The 18166-nt window shown below is 30.5% G+C and carries 17 protein-coding genes and 1 tRNA gene; 5 read left to right on the top strand and 13 right to left on the bottom strand.

Annotation, left to right across the window (positions count from 1 at the left end; all coding sequences use genetic code 11):
• Positions 1-120: 120 nt before the first annotated feature.
• From B8965_RS08695 to B8965_RS08680, 4 genes are all read right to left on the bottom strand, one after another.
• Positions 121-687 carry a flavodoxin family protein gene (locus B8965_RS08695; RefSeq protein WP_084053720.1) on the bottom strand — a complete coding sequence of 189 codons (567 nt, stop codon included), beginning with the start codon at positions 685-687 and terminating at the stop codon, positions 121-123.
• 67 nt (positions 688-754) lie between these two features.
• Positions 755-2587 (bottom strand): FAD-dependent oxidoreductase, encoded by a 1833-nt coding sequence (locus tag B8965_RS08690; RefSeq protein WP_084053718.1) that lies wholly within the window; start codon positions 2585-2587, stop codon positions 755-757.
• Positions 2588-2688: 101 nt separating this feature from the next.
• A complete protein-coding gene (locus tag B8965_RS08685) occupies positions 2689-3639 on the bottom strand; it encodes an aldo/keto reductase (RefSeq protein WP_084053716.1) in 951 nt (316 codons plus the stop codon).
• Positions 3640-3884: 245 nt separating this feature from the next.
• Positions 3885-4676 (bottom strand): polysaccharide deacetylase family protein, encoded by a 792-nt coding sequence (locus B8965_RS08680; protein WP_084053714.1) that lies wholly within the window; start codon positions 4674-4676, stop codon positions 3885-3887.
• 137 nt (positions 4677-4813) lie between these two features.
• On the opposite strand from B8965_RS08680, the gene B8965_RS08675 reads away from it, so the two are divergent.
• The gene (locus B8965_RS08675; RefSeq protein WP_084053712.1) at positions 4814-5098 is read left to right on the top strand and encodes a hypothetical protein; all 285 of its coding nucleotides are present in this window, start codon (positions 4814-4816) and stop codon (positions 5096-5098) included.
• A gap of 6 nt (positions 5099-5104) precedes the next feature.
• On the opposite strand, the gene polX is transcribed toward B8965_RS08675, so the two are convergent.
• Together polX and B8965_RS08665 are read right to left on the bottom strand one after the other, a co-directional pair.
• On the bottom strand, positions 5105-6832 hold the full coding sequence (polX, locus tag B8965_RS08670; RefSeq protein WP_084053709.1) for a DNA polymerase/3'-5' exonuclease PolX: 1728 nt from the start codon (positions 6830-6832) through the stop codon (positions 5105-5107).
• Positions 6833-6843: 11 nt separating this feature from the next.
• The gene (locus B8965_RS08665; protein WP_084053707.1) at positions 6844-7668 is read right to left on the bottom strand and encodes a nitrilase-related carbon-nitrogen hydrolase; all 825 of its coding nucleotides are present in this window, start codon (positions 7666-7668) and stop codon (positions 6844-6846) included.
• 151 nt (positions 7669-7819) lie between these two features.
• Between B8965_RS08665 and pepF the strand changes: the two genes are divergently transcribed.
• The 3 genes from pepF (at position 7820) to B8965_RS08650 (ending at position 11656) form a co-directional block, all read left to right on the top strand.
• A complete protein-coding gene (gene pepF / locus B8965_RS08660; RefSeq protein WP_084053705.1) occupies positions 7820-9583 on the top strand; it encodes an oligoendopeptidase F in 1764 nt (587 codons plus the stop codon).
• Positions 9584-9668: 85 nt separating this feature from the next.
• Positions 9669-10034, top strand: a complete 366-nt coding sequence (locus B8965_RS08655; protein ID WP_084053703.1) for a rhodanese-like domain-containing protein — start codon at positions 9669-9671, stop codon at positions 10032-10034.
• Between the two features lie 23 nt (positions 10035-10057).
• Entirely contained in the window at positions 10058-11656 is a 1599-nt protein-coding gene (locus B8965_RS08650; protein ID WP_159446315.1) for a sensor histidine kinase, read from the top strand.
• Positions 11657-11670: 14 nt separating this feature from the next.
• On the opposite strand, the gene B8965_RS08645 is transcribed toward B8965_RS08650, so the two are convergent.
• Positions 11671-12129, bottom strand: coding sequence for a QueT transporter family protein (locus B8965_RS08645; RefSeq protein WP_084053699.1), 459 nt, complete (start codon positions 12127-12129; stop codon positions 11671-11673).
• A 238-nt stretch (positions 12130-12367) separates the two neighbouring features.
• Here B8965_RS08645 and B8965_RS08640 point away from each other — a divergent pair.
• Positions 12368-12443, top strand: a tRNA-Met gene (locus tag B8965_RS08640).
• A 182-nt stretch (positions 12444-12625) separates the two neighbouring features.
• Here the strand turns inward: B8965_RS08640 and hypE are convergent.
• The 6 genes from hypE to B8965_RS08610 are packed head-to-tail and all read right to left on the bottom strand — an operon-like array spanning position 12626 to position 18164.
• Positions 12626-13633 (bottom strand): hydrogenase expression/formation protein HypE, encoded by a 1008-nt coding sequence (gene hypE / locus B8965_RS08635; protein WP_084053771.1) that lies wholly within the window; start codon positions 13631-13633, stop codon positions 12626-12628.
• A gap of 3 nt (positions 13634-13636) precedes the next feature.
• Positions 13637-14716, bottom strand: a complete 1080-nt coding sequence (gene hypD, locus B8965_RS08630) for a hydrogenase formation protein HypD (protein ID WP_084053697.1) — start codon at positions 14714-14716, stop codon at positions 13637-13639.
• Positions 14694-14921, bottom strand: a complete 228-nt coding sequence (locus B8965_RS08625; RefSeq protein WP_084053695.1) for a HypC/HybG/HupF family hydrogenase formation chaperone — start codon at positions 14919-14921, stop codon at positions 14694-14696. Before B8965_RS08625 ends, hypD begins: the two co-directional genes overlap by 23 nt.
• Positions 14890-17166 (bottom strand): carbamoyltransferase HypF, encoded by a 2277-nt coding sequence (gene hypF, locus B8965_RS08620; protein ID WP_084053693.1) that lies wholly within the window; start codon positions 17164-17166, stop codon positions 14890-14892. Before hypF ends, B8965_RS08625 begins: the two co-directional genes overlap by 32 nt.
• Positions 17147-17812 (bottom strand): hydrogenase nickel incorporation protein HypB, encoded by a 666-nt coding sequence (gene hypB / locus B8965_RS08615; protein ID WP_084053691.1) that lies wholly within the window; start codon positions 17810-17812, stop codon positions 17147-17149. Before hypB ends, hypF begins: the two co-directional genes overlap by 20 nt.
• A complete protein-coding gene (locus B8965_RS08610; RefSeq protein WP_084053689.1) occupies positions 17799-18164 on the bottom strand; it encodes a hydrogenase maturation nickel metallochaperone HypA/HybF in 366 nt (121 codons plus the stop codon). Before B8965_RS08610 ends, hypB begins: the two co-directional genes overlap by 14 nt.
• Positions 18165-18166: the final 2 nt, after the last annotated feature.

The following is an 18166-nucleotide window of genomic DNA, read 5'->3' as shown; positions in this document are numbered from 1 at the left end:
ACAGAAATCCTCCCTATGACTATTCTATGACAAGCTGCATAAAATCAAACAAATTAAAGAATCTTAATTCTATAAATTTGTATTTTCTAATGTAATTATGAAATTGATTTGAACCTTAAATTAATTAATTTTTTTAATTAATTTAACAACATTACTAGCAAATTTCTTTACAGTTTCAATTCCTTCTTCATCTTTTAATGCATCTCCAGGAGCTTTACCAAAAACTATATTCCAGTAGTTTGAACCTGGTACTATCATCTCGTTAATAAAGTAAAACATTAACATTTCCTGATAACTTGCAGATACTCCTCCTCTACGAGCAACTGCAATAGGACCTCCTACTTTCCAAGATAAAAAGTTATCTAATCCTCTTGACATCATACCTATTCTTTGTAATGCATTCATAACATCACCACGAGCTGTTCCAAAATAAACTGGTGCACCTACGATAAAACCTTCTGCATCACGTATACTGTCTGCAATTTCAGTTAAATCATCATCAATAGCACATTTACCTGTACCCTTACACTTATAACAGGCTACACAACCCTTTATATCTTTTCCACTTAAAGATATAATCTCTGCCTCTAATCCTTCTTGTTCTATAACCATTTTACACTGATCTAAAACCTGTTTAGTATTACCCTCTGCTTTAGGGCTTCCTGATAATAAAACTACCTTTGCCATAATACTCACTCCCCTTTTAAACACTTCTTTCTAATTTTATTAAATAATATAAATTAAAACAATAAAACTATTTACTTTTAAGTTTATAGAAATTAGAAACTAAAACTATTACTTCTGCCCTCTGAGGTTTTTTAGATTCTTCTGCAAAATAAGAACTGATATCATCAGTAATGATATCCTTTTCTTTTAATATATTTTTCATCTCCTCAAAATTAGAACCTTTTTCTTTAGTTAAAGCAAAATAAACAGCTTCTATTATATCTTTAGTGGTTGGTTCTAAGGGTATTTCAATAGTTCCGTGCTCTTTTAATTCTACCTTTTTCATCATATTATTAAGTAAGTTTTCTATAAACCACTTATCAACTGAACCCTCTAAGTTATACTCATTTAAATATCCACCATCTAACAAACCTAAACTTCTAAGTGTTTTTACTCCTTCATAAGCCCAGTGTTTTGTTAGAGGATTTTCGATAGAAAAAGGTTCTAAATATGCACCTTGTTCTTTTAACTTATTTTGAATTTCAGTAATAGCATTTTGTGACTTAGTCATTTTTCTAAATGAAAGATCATGCTTTATTGAATAAGCTGATGCTACTCCTGCTGCTTGACCCTCACACATTCCTACTGGTATTACTCTTGCACTTCCAGCAGCTAATGAAGAATAGGAAGCACTTCTACCTACTACTAACAAATTTTCCACATTTAAAGGCACAAGTGACCTAAAGGGGATACTATATTGCTCTGGATTACCTACAACTGTTCCCCATCTTTGATTTACAGTAGGTTGTACATCAACTGGATAACTCCCTAGGGTGATTCTATCTTCTTTATCTCTATTTTCAAGTACATCATCTATGTTTAGTACATATTCCCCAATAATATGTCTACTTTCTCTAACATAAAGTTCCTCTGCAGTACCCACTAATTTTGCCTTTTTAAAACCGACAAAATTTTCTTGAACATAAGGTAATATGTATTTTAATTCTTCTTTTGCTCTCTCTATTCCATTTTCTTTACTCTTCTCGTCAAGTACATCTACACCAAAAATAACAAGTGCATTTATTAAAACGTTTCCATTTTCTTGCTTCGCTATATTAAATCCTCTTAAACGCATTAAAGGATCCCTAGGTTCATAACTATAACCTTCTTCTGTATAACCCCAAGCCGAGTTTAATTTCGCCCCTACATGTTGTCTTTCATCTTTATATATTTTACCCATAACCCTACTATAGTTTAAATAACTAAATACTTTAGACCAGCTTACATCTTCTAATTCAAAAACAAGAGTTACTCCCATCATACGGTCCTTTTCTCCTATATCCTCACCAGCAAAGGTATATGGTACTCCTGAAGAAGCAGCTAAATCAGCATCTGTAGTAGCATCAATAAATCTTTTTGCAAAATACTCGTTAATATCTTCATTTTCTTTTACTTTAATTCCAACTAATTTATTTTCTTGCTTAATTGGTTCTACTAACGAAGTGTTTAATTTAACTACTATGCTTTTTTCATGAGAAATCATTTCATTAAATACACTTTTAGCTTTTTCTATGTCAAATGCATTACCACCCACTTTATCATAAAACTCCTCGAATATTCCCTGGGTAAGTAAGGTACCATCTTTAGCATGATTCATATCCAGAAAATTAAGTTTACCTAAAGTCATAAGCCCCCCTAAGGCCTCATCATCTTCGATTAATAATACACTTAATCCATTTCTAGCAGCAGAGACAGCTGCAGCAATCCCTTCTGGTTCACCACCTAAAACAATTAAATCATACTTATTAGTTGTACTTTTTTGGGGCAGGTTTACAATTTCCTTTTCTGGTACGGATGAACAACCTATTAAATTAATCATTAAAACAATCATTACAAGCAAAATCACTTTTTTACTTTTCATTTATTCCTCCTGAAATTATAAAAATTATTATTTTTAGTTAAAAAATTCTGGTCTATATAGACCAGAATTAGTTCTTAATATAGTATACTCTAATTTTTAAATTAATAAAGACGGATTAAAAATTCTGGACAGGCAGCATAACAATATCCACATAAAATACACAAATCGTGATTTACTTCTGCCCCCTTTTCGCTCATACTAAGTGCCTTATTAGGACAAGTATTTATACAAATCCCACACTTTTTACATCCTGCTTGCCAGATAAATAACTTTTTGCTATTTGCAGCTTTAGGTATCATTTCTTCGGTAATTTTCTCATTATTAAAAATTTTAATATTTAAATCTAATTCTTTCTTTTTAACCATACCTATGGCAATTGAGCTTATGCCATCTATATTACGACCAAATTTAATTGAATCAAGTAAATCATCAATTAAATTTCCTCCTGCTAATACTTTCATAGCATAAAGACCCTTACCTGCATCTTGACATTTTTTTATAGCTGCTAGCATCTCTTCCCTAGTTCCACCTACAATACCCCTAGCTATTTTATTCACAAGTGGAAAAACTATATCCAATTCAGGAATTTCACTAGCCCTATCTACTACAGCAACATTATGAGTAGCTATCCCAACCGCTCTAATATATCCTTTTTCTTTATAATCAAGAAGACATCTAAATGCTCCTTCTCTTTGTTCAAAAACATCTCTTTCAGCTCTTGCAGCATGTAAATGAAAAATATCAATATAATCTCTATTTAGACTTTTTAAAGCTTCTTGAATGTCCTTTTCTACACTTTCATAATCTGGGTGAACTGATTTTGAAGCAATTATTGCTTCTCCTTGATAATCTTTCAAAGCATATGCTATTTGAGGATAATTTCCATAAAGAGCAGCTGTATCTACAAAATTAATACCAGATTCTAGAGCTTGCCTTAATAAAGTACCACCTTCTTCTGGAGATAAATTTGCTTGAAGTGGACCCATTGGGAGGGCTCCAAAGCACATTTCTGATACCTTTAAATCCGTACTACCTAATTTTCTATATTCCATATTTACACCTCCTGATCAATATTATTTTTCTAAATAATATTATTCTTCTCTTAATATTATTTAATCTTCTTTTAATTTTAGATAATAACTCACAAAAAAACAACTAAACAATTAATTTAGTTAAAAATCATTAGTTGTAATTAAATTTCACCACTTAAAAAGCAAGTAAAGACTAAATAAAAGAAACCTATAAAGTTAGACGTTTTTAGCGTCTATCTCATAGGTTTCATTTTAAAAGCCCTAGCTCACTTTTTATAAGGAAGATTTAAAAGTTTATCTACGGTTACAAATTCATATCCTTGCTTTTTAAGGGTAGTAATAATTTCAGATAATGCTGTTACCGTTCCAGATAAATCTTCGCCTTTTCCACCTGCTGAATGCTGCAAAACTATAGATCCTTCTATGGTATTTGATAATATATTATTTTTTACTTCGCTAGCTGACAAACCTTGCCAGTCCAAAGAATCTACATTCCAAGCAATTATCTTATATCCTTGGCTTGCAACTAATTTTAATTTGTCCGCATCCAAAGACCCGTAAGGAGATCTAAAAAAGGCGGGTTTATAACCTGCTAAATTATTGATTTTTTCATCTGTACCATTTAATTCTTTAATAATCTTTTCTGGTGTTAATTTTAAAAAATTTGGGTGGCTAAAACTATGATTACCAAGTATATGTCCTTCATCATGGATTCTTTTTACTACTTCAGGATTATCATTACATCTTTGACCGATCACAAAAAAGGTGGCAGGGATATTTTCTCTTTTTAGGACATCTAATATTTGTACTGTGTAATAATTATCAGGACCGTCATCAAAAGTAAGAGCTATCTTTTTTTCTTTAGTAGCCATTTGCCTAAAAAATGTGTCTGGAAAAAGAGATACTAAGTCGACAATTTGTCTTTGTGGAAACTCTCTATTTACCTGCTCAGAACCACCTGCTAAGTCAAAATTATTTAATTTAGAAAAACTTTTACCATAGACAAAGGACGTAATTAAAAGTAATCCTAAAGCGATTATTAAGTATTTTTTTCTCACGTAAACTCACCTCTTTAATATCTTGTCCTAAAAAACTCTTTTTATTTATAAAACATAGTATAAGAGAATATTTAAGCTGCACAAGAATTAGAAAATACTGTATAATTAGTTTAAATGATGATAAATGGAGGATAAATATGAAATTTTTATTTTTTATTTTAATTTTAGTAATTAGTTATTATATTTGGCGATACTATAATCGTAACTGGATACAATTATTAACCACTCAAGATGTAGATAAATATATGAAAATTGTTGGTTTATTACAAAATAGCCATTTAAAATATAAAACAACTTCTGGTGGCGAAGAATTTAATTTTCATAAAGGAGCAATTGATTCTAAAACTCCACCAATCTCTTATACCATTTGGGTAGATAAAGCTAATCTTTATAATGCAGAACAGATAATAAATCAAAAATAAACGTCCTTAATGGCCGTTTATTTTTTTACTTGCAAAGTATTTTTTTATCTCATCTAAAGACCAGCTATTAAATACATCTTTCTTTTCTAGCCATCCTTTGCGCGCAACCTTCACACCTAAATATGTTTGATCTAGATCTTCTTTGCGATGAGCATCAGGATTTATACTAATTAAAACATTTTTACTTTTAGCATTTTTTAAATGTCTCCAATCTAAATCTAAACGATGTGGATTTGCATTTAATTCGATAATTATTTTCTTTTCTTTTGCCTTTTGAAATATCTTTTCTAGATCTAATTCATATCCTGGCCGTCCTAAAAGAATTCTTCCAGTAGGATGACCTAACATAGTAAAATAAGGATTGTCCATAGCCTTTAGAATACGCTCCGTGGCTTTTTCTTGTGTCATATTTAAACCTGAATGAATAGATCCAATCACAAAATCGAATATCCTTAAAATCTCATCTGGATAATCTAAACTACCATCTGGTAATATATCAGATTCTATTCCATGAAAGATAAAAAAGTCCGTAAACTTTTCATTTAGCTTTTGAATTTCCTCATGCTGCTTGTATATTTCATCTACTTTTAAACCATTCGCATAAACTGCAGTTTGGCTATGATCAGAAATACCTAAATATTTATATCCACTGTTTTTAGCAGCCTCTGCTAAATCGTAAAGAGAATCATTACCATCGCTATATTTACTATGTACATGAAAGATTCCTTGAATATCTGTATTCGTAACCAATTTAGGAAGGTTATCTTCCCTGGCCTTTTCTATCTCACCAGTATTTTCTCTGAGTTCAGGAGGGATATATTCAAGACCCAAATAAGAAAAAAACTCTTCTTCTGTTTTTATTTCTACCTTAGTTTCAGCTGTAAAAAATCCATATTCATTAATTTTTATGTCAGATTTCTTAGCAAGATGTCTAAGAGCAGTATTATGTTCCTTACTTCCTGTAAAATGATGTAAAGCAAAAATATATTCTTCATCTTTTACTACTCGTAAATCAACGTTTATTCCTGATTTTAAGGTTATTGAGGTTTTTGTTACACCTTTAGCAATTATATTATCTACTTGAGGTAGAGATGTAAAATAATCCATCACACTAGTTGGATTATCAGAAGAAGCTACTATATCAATGTCTTTTATAATTTCTTTACCTCTTCTAAGACTTCCAGCTATACTTATTTGTTTAATATCTGGGGCAATTTTTAATTCATCTACTATTTTCTGGGCTTCTACTATTGCTTCAATATAGTGAAACTTTCCACGATGTTTTTTTAACTGCTCTATTCCTTGTAAAATATTCTTTTGTGATTTTTCGCCAAAACCTTTCACCACAGTCAATCTATTTTCTAAGCAAGCATATTCTAATTCTGCTAAATTTTCAATTCCTAAACTTTGATGTAATCGATAAGCTTTTTTAGGCCCAAGTCCAGGTATTTTAATTATTTCTAATAAACCACTTGGAATATCCTTTTTGATTTCATGATATTCGGCTAAATCTCCGGTTGTTATTAATTCTATTATATTTCCAGTCAATGTTTTGCCTATACCCGGTATCTTAGTTATTTCTCCAGACTCAACCAATTTCCTTAAGTCTTTTTCTAAATTGTCGATAATTCTAGCACCATTTTGATATGCTCTAACTTTAAATTGATTTTCACCTTTTAATTCTAAATAAGTAGCCATTTCCGTGAAAATTGTTATAATCATCCTCTTATCCATTTAACCACCTCTTAATCTGTTAACTCTTTATATATTTCTGGTCTTCTAGATTTAAGATAAAAACTATTACGCATTGTTTTTCTTTCATTTTGTCGTAAAATATTAATTTTCTCTTTAGGTAAGTCTACTATTAACATTGCTTCTTCTCCATTAAAATCTTCACCAATTATATTTCCTTTCGGGTCAATTACTAATGTTCCCCCGATAAAGTCAGAGCCATCACCATTTTGTCCAATTAAATTACAAGCTGCTACATAAACACCATTATCGTAAGCCCTCGCTCTTAGGTATTTTAGCCAAATTTCTTTACGGTCTTTCACCATAGTTGGAGAAGCATGGGGAGCAAATATTATTTCTGCTCCTTTTATGGCCTGTACTGTCGACACCTCAGGAAAATGACAATCAAAACAAATCTGTACTCCAATTGTAGCAAGAGTTGAAGCAAAAACTGGCAATTCATTTCCTGGGGTAAAATATAATTCTTCACTTTCTCCAATATGTGTTTTACGATATTTATTTATCTTTCCCTGATCAATAATTAACTGAGTTATATATGGTTTATCATTTTCTGATTTTTCAATCAAACCTGCAATTATTTGAATATCATATTCTTTGGATAAATTACTTAAATATGTGCCACAATATCCTGTACTTATCTCTGCAAGTTCTTTAGCTCTTTTTCTAGTATATCCTTGAGCTGCAAGTTCAGGAAAACAAATTATTTGAACACCTTTTTTTTTGGCTTCTTGCACGTGTTTTTTGATTTTTGCTAGATTTTCATGCGTTTTTCCAACAAATGACTGCATTTGTACTAAAGCAATTCTCACTGATTCCACCACTATCACTCCTTGATTACTAAATTTGCTATGTATAATTAAACATTTAGGATATTTTTAAGATACTTTTAAGAAATATTTGCTTATATTTTTTGCAATATTAACCAATAAATATTAATATAGTTATTAATGAATATTTGGAGGTGTCTATATGAATGATAAATATACTTGGGATCTAACTGCAATGTATAAAGATCTTCAAGCTTTTGAAGAAGATAAAAAAATAATAGGAAAGCTATCAACTAATCTTACACAAAAAAAAGGAACTCTAACTACTTCTGCTAATAATCTTTTAGAGGCATTACAGATGAAAGATGAATTAAGCATTAAACTAATGAAAGTTTACGTATATGCTAAAATGTCCTTTGACCAAAACATGGCAAATGCTAAAAGCAAACAATTATTTGAAGTAGCTCATAATCTCCATAGTAAGGTTCAAAATCAACTTTCTTTTTTAGAACCAGAATTACTTGTATTAGATGAAACAACATATGCTAAGTATGTAGAAAACACTCCCGAGCTTTCTATATATAACCATATGTTTGAAAAATTATTTAAAATGAAAGAGCATGTTTTAAGTAAAGAGCAAGAAGAAATTTTATCACATATGAATTCAATTGGTTCTTCATTTGAAAAAATATATGATGATTTAACCGTTAATGATATTAAATATCCTATAGTAAAAGACTCTACTGGTGAAGAAATAATTGCTAACAACAATAATTATTATAAAGCGTTAATATCACCTGATCGAACTTTAAGAGAAAACTTTTTTAAAAGCATTTTAGGTACTTATGGTACTTATATTAACTCTTTTACTTCTAGCTATTATGGAGCTGTAAAGCATGATGTCTCTTTAGCCGAAATTAAAAATTATAAATCATCTAGGCATATGGCTCTTTCACAAAATTTCATTCCAGAAGAAGTCTACGATAATTTAATTAAAACAGTTACAGCAAATGTCGCTCCATTACAAGAATACATTGAATATCGTCGTAGTAAGCTAGGTTTGGATGAAGTTCATTTTTATGACCTATTTGTACCTATTGTTAATGATATTGATAAAACTTATACATTTGAAGAAGCAAGAGATTTAGTTTTAAAGGCAACTAGCATACTGGGTGAAGATTATACTGATATCTTAAAAAGGGCTTTTGATGAACGTTGGATAGATGTTTATCCAAATAAAAATAAGGTTTCAGGTGCATATGCTATCTCAGCTTATGGATATCATCCTTACTCTTTATTAAACTTTAACGGAACTTTAAATGATGTATTTACCCTGGCTCATGAATTAGGCCATGTGATGCATAGTTATTACAGTGAAAAAAATCAGCCTTTTGTAAATTCTGATTATACGATTTTTACAGCTGAAGTTGCTTCTACGGTAAATGAACAACTATTACATCATTATTTACTAAATAATACTACTAATAACAATGAAAAGGCTCTTTTACTAAGCATGCACCTTGATAATATTCGTTCTACCCTTTATAGACAAACCTTATTTGCAGATTTTGAAAATCAAGCACATAAAATGGTTGATAATGGTGATCCGTTACTACCTAATACACTCTGTGATTTACATGAAAGTTTATATCAAAAGTATCATGGAAAGAAATTCAGTATAGACTCAGAGCTTAAATATGAGTGGGCTCGTATCCCCCACTTTTACCGGTCTTTCTATGTTTTTCAATACTCTACAGGTATTTCTGCTGCAATCAGCATAGCAAAAAAGCTTCTTAATGAAAAAGAAGCAGCAGTTAAAAATTACCGTGACTTTTTAACAAAAGGTGGATCAGATTATTCCCTTAAATTATTAAAAACAGCTGGCGTTGATATGACTTCCAAAGAACCAATCTTAGCTGCAATTAAAGATTTTCAAGAAACTTTGAAATCTTTGCAGGAGATTTAACCCTTAACCTAGAAAACATAACCTTTGGTTTTCTAGGTTTATTAATTTTCCAAAATTTAAAAATTCAGTAACGAGGAGCATTCACATGAAGTTATTTTATATAATTTTAATCTTCATAATTGTAAAACTAATTTATAATTATTTCAAATTTAGAGGTATTTCACAAATAGATTATGAAAGTTTTAAAAAAATCGAAAAAGAAAAAGAATTACTTATTTTAGATGTCAGAACACCGCAAGAATTTAAGACAGGACATTTAATAAAGGCGAAGAATATCCCTTTAAGTAGGTTAAAAACAGCAATTGTTAAAAATAAGGTTTCTAAAGAATCTAAAATTATCGTAGTATGTCGAAGTGGAATGCGCAGTAACAAAGCTGCTTTAATTTTACATAAATCAGGATATAAAAATATTTATAATTTGCAAGGTGGTATACAAAAAATAAAAGATTAAAACACAAGAGTTTGGAGGAACAAGTGACTAAAAAATCAAGAAATAATTTCGTATTAATATTTGTTATTTTTCTTATCATTACATCTAGCACCCTGCTCCTTAAAAGTAATGAACAACTAAAAAAATATTTTTTTTCAGAGAATCTAAGACATACAGAAGAAATTCAAAGAAATATAAATAACTATTTAAATACTAAAATCAACATGTTGGCATTTTTAGCAAGTTTAGATCAATTTAAAAATTTTAATGTACAAGAAATTGAAGAAACTTTAACCAAAACAATTTATTCAGATACAGATAATAGAACTATATTTGTTTATGATAAAAATGGAAAAATTGTTTCCCTACAATTATCATCTACAAATAGTGAGGATATCTTAAATTCAATTTCCTTTAAGACAAATACTTATAAACCTTTAGAGCAGCAAAATTTTAAAACCACTTTGGAAGGAAAAATTTGCATTTCAAATATTTTATATAATTTAGATACTAAGATTCCTTATATTGCTATATCAGTACCGTGCTTTAATCAAAAAGGTGAAATTATTGGGGGGCTTGGTTTAACCTTTGATCCTGATAACTTATTAAAGTTTTTTTCAAAATCAGACTACTTTCAAATTTCTAGTTTAATAATCGATGACAATGGCAAGATAATAACTAATACCCCTAGTATATATCCAGAATTATTAGATTATGATTTTAAGGCTTTGTTTGATTTAAAGGAAAAATTGGCAGTACAATCATCCCCTTTTAATAATAAGAAAGAGTTAATCTCCTATGTACCTATCACAAATACTGATTGGTATATAGTTTCAACACAACCATATTCTTTAATAAAAGCTGAGCTATATCAAGCATCAATCGAACGAAGTACTTTGATACTTTTACTTCTTATTCCACTTTTAATTTTTGCTTACCTATATATAAAGGAACAGGAAAAAAGAAATATTATCAGCATTATTAGTAAAGAACGTAGTAATTCGTTAATTGAAATTTCTGCAAGCCTAGCCCACAGGATTCGTAACCCATTAGTTGCTGTTAAAGGCTTTATCAGTTATGAAAAAAATAAAACTAATTCAACTTTGGGACAAGAAAATATAGATATTATGTTAAGTGAAATCAATCAAATTGAACATATACTTTCAGAATTACTTAAACTTTCTCATAATAATCATGCTAATCTTTATAATTTATGTTTAAATGATGTTTTATTAAATGCCTATAATTTAATGAAACCACAAGCTGAAATCAAAAATATTGTCTTTAAGCTTCATCTTCCAGAAGAGAATCTATATATTCAAGGAAATGAAAATTTAATAATTGATTTATTCATCAATATAGTTAGAAACTCTTTTGCTGCTACTCAGAAAAAGGGTATTGTAACTATAAAGTTGTTAAAATTAAGAGATAGTGTGCAAATAATATTTACGGATAATGGACCTGGAATACCTGATGAATTTATTAAACATATTGGTAACCCCTTTAGTACTAAAAGTGAAAGCTTAGGTCTTGGTCTTGCTATCTGTGACAAAATAATCAAACTCCATGACGGTATATATTCTATAAAAGGTGACCCAACTCTAGGCACAATTTTCACAATAAGTTTTCCTACTAAAAAATAACTCTATAAAGAGAGTTATTTTTTTAATATTTTTGCATCTTTAAGAAAATATAATAAAGGTAAGCCTAGTCCATAACAAGAACCAATTTGACCTATAGCAACATAGCTCGATGTTAAATAAAACGGCATATCCCCAAAAAGACTCCACATATAACCAATAATAATGGCATTTACAATAATTGGTGGTAGTGGTGCTAACCATTTTTTCGGCATTTTACTAGTTAAATATGCTGCAATTAATGAAGCTAAACTTCCAAAAACTATATCATACAGTCCTAATCCACTATAAATATTAGCTATAGCACAGCCAATAAATAGACCTAGGATACTTTCAGGCATTATAAAAGGCAAAATAGTTAATGCTTCAGAAACACGAAACTGAACAAAATTATAAGATATAGGACTAAGAGCAATAGTTAAAGCAGCGTAAATAGCAGCAATTAAACTTACCTTGGTAATCATTTTTGTATTCATCTTTATAACCTCCTTTACTTAAAATTGCAAATAAAAAAAGGCCGGAAAAAATCCAGCCTTATACACAAATAAGCAGTTTTGATAACGCAGGTGGCTGTTACTGCGAATAAATTTTTTAATTTCTTTTATTATACATTAAAACAGAATAAAATTAAATAGCTTCATTGTAAAATTTAATAATTAATTATTAAATTCCCTTGCAATCAGTAAAAACTTATGTTATACTTAATTTTGTTGACGCGGGATGGAGCAGTTGGTAGCTCGTCGGGCTCATAACCCGAAGGCCGAAGGTTCAAGTCCTTCTCCCGCAACCACAAGCTAGAGTTTTATGACTCTAGCTTTTTTAATGCTTAATTTTATATTACCTAATTTTTATTGCTTTCTATTTTTAATATTTGTATTTTATCTTTAATGAAAAAAATTCTTATAAATTATAAAATCCCCTCATAAATAGACTGTTAAGATTCAACTATCTAATATGAAGGGATTTTTAGTGTTAACAAATACGTGGTAAAGGATCTCCTTCTAACATATTTAACATACGTAATGTTCCAAGCTCTGTTTCCATAACAAGCTTAGTAGGATGTGATTCTGTTACCTCTCCAATGATACTTGCCTTTTTACCGATCTCAGATTTTTGTACTTCTTTTAAAACCTTCTCCGCATCTTTGCTACTTACAATAATTAAAACCTTACCTTCATTTGCTAAATATAATGGATCTAACCCCAACATAGAGCTAGTTCCTTTAACCTGTGAGTCAATCGGTAATTGTTCTTCCCATAATTTCATGCCTAAATTAGCTTGGTAAGCCAATTCATTTAATGTTGTTGCAACCCCACCTCTTGTAGGATCTCTCATGCATTTAACATTAACGCTAGCAGCTAATACGCTTTCAGTTAAATAATTTAAATTAGCACAATCACTTTCAAGTGGAGGTGAAAAATCTAATCCTTCACGAGCAGCTAAAATAGCCATACCATGATTACCAATTGAACCACTTACAATGATTTTATCTCCAGGTGATATTTTTTGGGGTCTTAAATCTACATTAAGTGGAACTGCCCCTATTCCAGTTGTATTAATATAAATTTTATCACATGCTCCATGTTCTACTACTTTAGTATCTCCTGCTACAATGAGTACACCCGCTTCACGAGCAGTTTCTCCTATGGATGCAATTATTTGTTCTAAGATAGTAATTGGTAACCCTTCTTCTATTATTAACCCTAATGTTAAATATAAGGGCTTTGCTCCCATAACTGCTAAATCATTTACTGTTCCACATACAGCCATTTTTCCAATATTTCCACCTGGAAAAAAAATCGGATGTACTACAAATGAATCTGTAGAAACTGCCATTTTATGCGATGAAAACTTAATGACAGCTGCATCTAATTCTTGTTGCAAATAAGCATTACCAATGTGCTTTTGAAAAATTTGTCTTATTAATCTTTGAGTTTTAAGACCTCCAGCACCATGATTTAATAAAATCTTGTCATACATCAACTAAATCACCCCCGCGTAATAATAACTTGCAGCACAAGAACCTTCTGAAGATACCATACAAGGTCCTATTGGAAAGTTAGGTGTGCATTTTTTCCCAAATAAAGGACAATCCGTAGGGGATTTTTGACCTTTTAATATTTGTCCACAGATACAACCTGTGGGCGCAAGTTTTACTTCTATATTAGATAAATCAAATTTTTTAAATGCATCATATTTTTTATATTTATCTTTTAAATGTAAGCCACTATTTTTAATTTCACCAAGGCCTCTCCACATAGCTGAACCTTTATCAAAATATTCTTTTAATAAATTAAGAGCTACTAAATTTCCTCCAGAATTTACACCTCTGTGATACTGATTTTCTACTTTAAAATTTTTATTTTTAATTTGATTGATAGTCATATTTATTCCTTCTAAAATATCACTTGCTTCAAATCCAGTTACTATTGCTGCTTTTTTATAATCCTTAGCAATAAACTCATAGGGATGAGTCCCGATAATAGTGCTTACATGTCCAGGGCATAAAAATCCATCAACATCAGTATCAAAGCCTGTTAATAAAGCATCTATTGCAGATATTGCTAATTTATGCAGACAAACAATACTAAAATTATTTAATTTTAATTTTTCAGCTTCGGAAAGAGCAAAAGCAACTAAGGGAGCTGTAGTTTCAAAACCTACTCCTAAAAAAACTACTTCCTTATCTGGATTTTCTTTAGCTAAATTCACGGCATCTAAAGGAGAATACACCATTTTTATATTTGCACCTTGTGCTTTCATTTCTTGCAAACTTCCTGTGGAACCAGGTACTCTGATCATATCCCCAAAAGTAGTTATTAAAACTTTAGGATTTTTAGCTAATATTAAAAATTTTTCAATATCTTCTTGCGAGGTAACACAAACTGGGCAACCTGGACCAGATATTAAGGTAATATTTTTAGGTATTAGTTGTTTTATTCCGGATTTAGCAATAGAAACAGTATGAGTTCCACAAACCTCCATAATTTTAACAGGATTATCGATTTGCATTTCGCTAATTAATTGCTTTACTATTTCTTTATTCGTCTTGGGCGTGTGCATAAAACTCCTCCCATAACTTTAATGTATCTTCAGCTTCTTTAGGGTCTAAATGTTGAATAGAAAAACCTGCATGAACAATAACATAATCGCCTACTTCAATATCTGGAGTTAATGACATATTTATCTTATAAGAAGCACCTTCTAGATCTACCTGTGCCCATGGTTCTTCAATACTAATTACTTTTGATGGTACTGCTACACACATTTATATTCCCTCCTATCAATGCTTGGCCTAAACTTATTCCTCCATCATTAGCAGGAACATTTTTATGAACAATTGGTTCATATTCATTTTCTTTTAAAAGATTAATTAAAATTTCACTTAATAACTTATTTTGCATTACTCCTCCACTAAGTGCAACCTTTTTCGAGGGTAATTTATCTTCTAAACTTTTAACTACCTCCAAAATCATCATAGCAATTGTTTTATGAAACTTGGCTGCTATAATTTCCCTAGATACCTCTTCGCTTAAATCCTTAATTATTTCTTGCCACATAATTTTAGTAGAGATAATAAGTTTTTCTTCTTTTAAAATTTCAAAATTATAGCCTTTTCCCCTATAGTCTTTAGCTACAATTGCCTCTAATTCCATGGCTGCTTGCCCTTCATAGCTAACTCTAGTACATACACCTATAAAAGCGCTTACAGCGTCAAATAAGCGACCACAGCTAGAAGATAATGGAGTATTGATCTTTGAATCAATCTGTTTTTGTATAATTTTTAATTCTGCTAAACTATATTTTTTTAATAATACTTTATTTTCTAAAAATTCCTTTTCCCCTAAATACTTATAAAGATAACTAGCCACAATTCTTAGTGGTTCTTTAGAAGCTAAATCACCTGATGGTAAAGGTATATACTCTAAATGAGCTAATCTTTCAAAACTTGTAAAATCACCTAATAAAAATTCCATACCCCATATATGACCATCCGTTCCATATCCAGTTCCATCACATACCACCCCTAAAACCTTTTCATCTAAATTATTATCTGCTAAACAACTTGCTAGATGCGCATGATGATGTTGGACCTCTACTACAGGAATATTTTGTTCATAAGCCCAGTTTCTAGCTACAAAATTCGGATGACTATCAATAACAATTAGACTAGGATTAATATTAAAATAATTTTGCATTTTTTCTATTGTTTCTATATATTCATTAAAATTTGCAAAATTTTCAAGATCCCCAAGATGTTGACTTAAAAAAGCTTTATTTCCCTTAGTTAAGCAAAATGTATTTTTTAATTCTCCCCCACAGGCTAGTAGAGCTTCTGACTTTGGGATTTCTACTGGTAAGGGTACATAACCCCTTGCCCTGCGAAATATTTGTATATTATTATTAATTACTTTAACTACAGAATCATCACAACGATTATAAATTTCTCTATCATGCACTAAAAAGTAATCTGCTAACTCTACTAAAGATTTAAAAGCACTATCATCTTTATATATAAGAGGATTGCTACTAACGTTCCCACTAGTCATGACTAATAATTCTAAATTATCTTTAAATAATAATAGATGAAGCGGGGTATATGGAAGCATTGCCCCTAAAGTATTTAGTCCCATTGTTAAGCTTGTTGGTAGTTTTTCTGAGGTTCTCTCTAAAATTACAATAGGTGCATTTGCTGCTGTTAACGCCTGTTCTTCAGGGCTAGAAATTTTACAATACTTTTTTAATATCTCTTGATTTTTAGCCATTACTGCAAAAGGTTTAAAGTCTCTTTTTTTTCCATTACGCAAACTCTTTACAGCATCATTATTTAGACCATCACAGACTAAGTGATATCCCCCTAATCCTTTTACGGCTAAAATCTTACCTTGTGCTAATAACTCTCTTGCCTTTTGTAGTCCACCCTCTAATATATTTTGATTCCTATCATAAAGATTAAGACTCGGACCACATTTAGGGCAAGCATTAGGCTGAGCATGAAACCTTCGTTGGCTAGGATTAGTAAATTCTTGCTCACACTCCTTGCACATAGGGAAATCTTTCATAGTAGTTTTTATACGATCATAAGGTACTTCTTTGATAATTGTAAACCTAGGTCCACAATTCGTACAATTTGTAAATGGATATTCATATCTGCTATTTTTTTCATCTAAAATATCTTTTAAACAATCAGCACACATAGCTAAATCTGGTGGTATTAAGGTATCCTGACTGCCTCCATTTTGACTAGCTAAAATATTAAAATCATTATATTCTTTAGCTTTTATATCCTTATATTTAAGATCTTTAATTAAAGCTTGCTGGGGTAATTTATTATATATATTCTTTATAAAATTCTTAATATTCTCCTTCGTACCTTCAGCATGAATAGATACTCCTTTGGAATCATTAATCACCCAGCCTTTTATGTTGTTTTCCTTTGCCATCCGGTAAATAAAAGGACGAAAGCCTACTCCTTGAACTATTCCACTAACTTCAATTAATTGTGCCTCCATCTATAATCAGTCCTTCCAACCAATCCACCCATTTATCTATGCCTATATCTTTAGTTGCTGCAATTTCAAAAGATTCTATTTTAGGATTTACTTTTTTTACATCAGCGTAAAAATCGTCAATACTAAAATTGCTATATGGTAATAAATCAATCTTATTAAGTACACAAACCTTTGCTTTTGTAAAAATTGAAGGATATTTAGCTGGTTTGTCAGCTCCTTCTGCGATACTTAAAACTACTACTTTAGCATCCTCACCTAAATCAAATGATGCAGGACACACTAAATTTCCTACATTTTCAATAATTATTAAATCTAATTCTTCCAATTTTAATTGTTCTAAAGCTTTATTAATCATTCTAGCATCTAAATGACAAGCGCCCTTAGTCTCTATTTGGACAACTGGTACATTTAATTTTTCAATTCGCTCTGCATCCCTTGAAGTTAAAATATCCCCTTCAATTACTCCTACTTTATATTTACTAGCTATCTTTTCTAAGCTATGTTCTAAAAGGGTCGTTTTTCCTGCTCCTGGAGAGCTAATCATATTAATAACCTTTACACCATTTTCTTGATATTTTTTTCTTAACTCCTGGGCTATATCATCATTTGCTTTTAAAAGATTTTGTTCTACTTTAATTTGACTCATTATTATCCTCCTCATCGCCTTCAATATAATCTATATAGAGTTCATTTCCTTGAATCATTTCACCTTGTTCATGGAAACATTTTGGGCATGAATAGCCATTTTCTTTCCATGGAAATGTTTCCTCACATTTTTTACATTTAATTACTGCTGGTAGTTCTGTATATACTATTTTAGCCTTTTCGGCTATCGAACCTTCAGCTGATACTAGAAAACCAAATTCTAAAGCATCAGGGACAATAGAGTTAACCTCTCCTGCAATAATAGAAATTTTATTTACTTTTACTAGAGAATTATCCTCTGCAGCTTTGCATACTATATCTAATAAATTTTGAGCTATTGCTAGTTCATGCATAA

Source organism: Desulfonispora thiosulfatigenes DSM 11270, assembly GCF_900176035.1.
Classification (GTDB): Bacteria; Bacillota; Peptococcia; order Peptococcales; family Desulfonisporaceae; genus Desulfonispora; species Desulfonispora thiosulfatigenes.
Note: the sequence above shows the minus strand (reverse complement) of the source record. Positions and strands in the feature narration are given on the sequence as shown.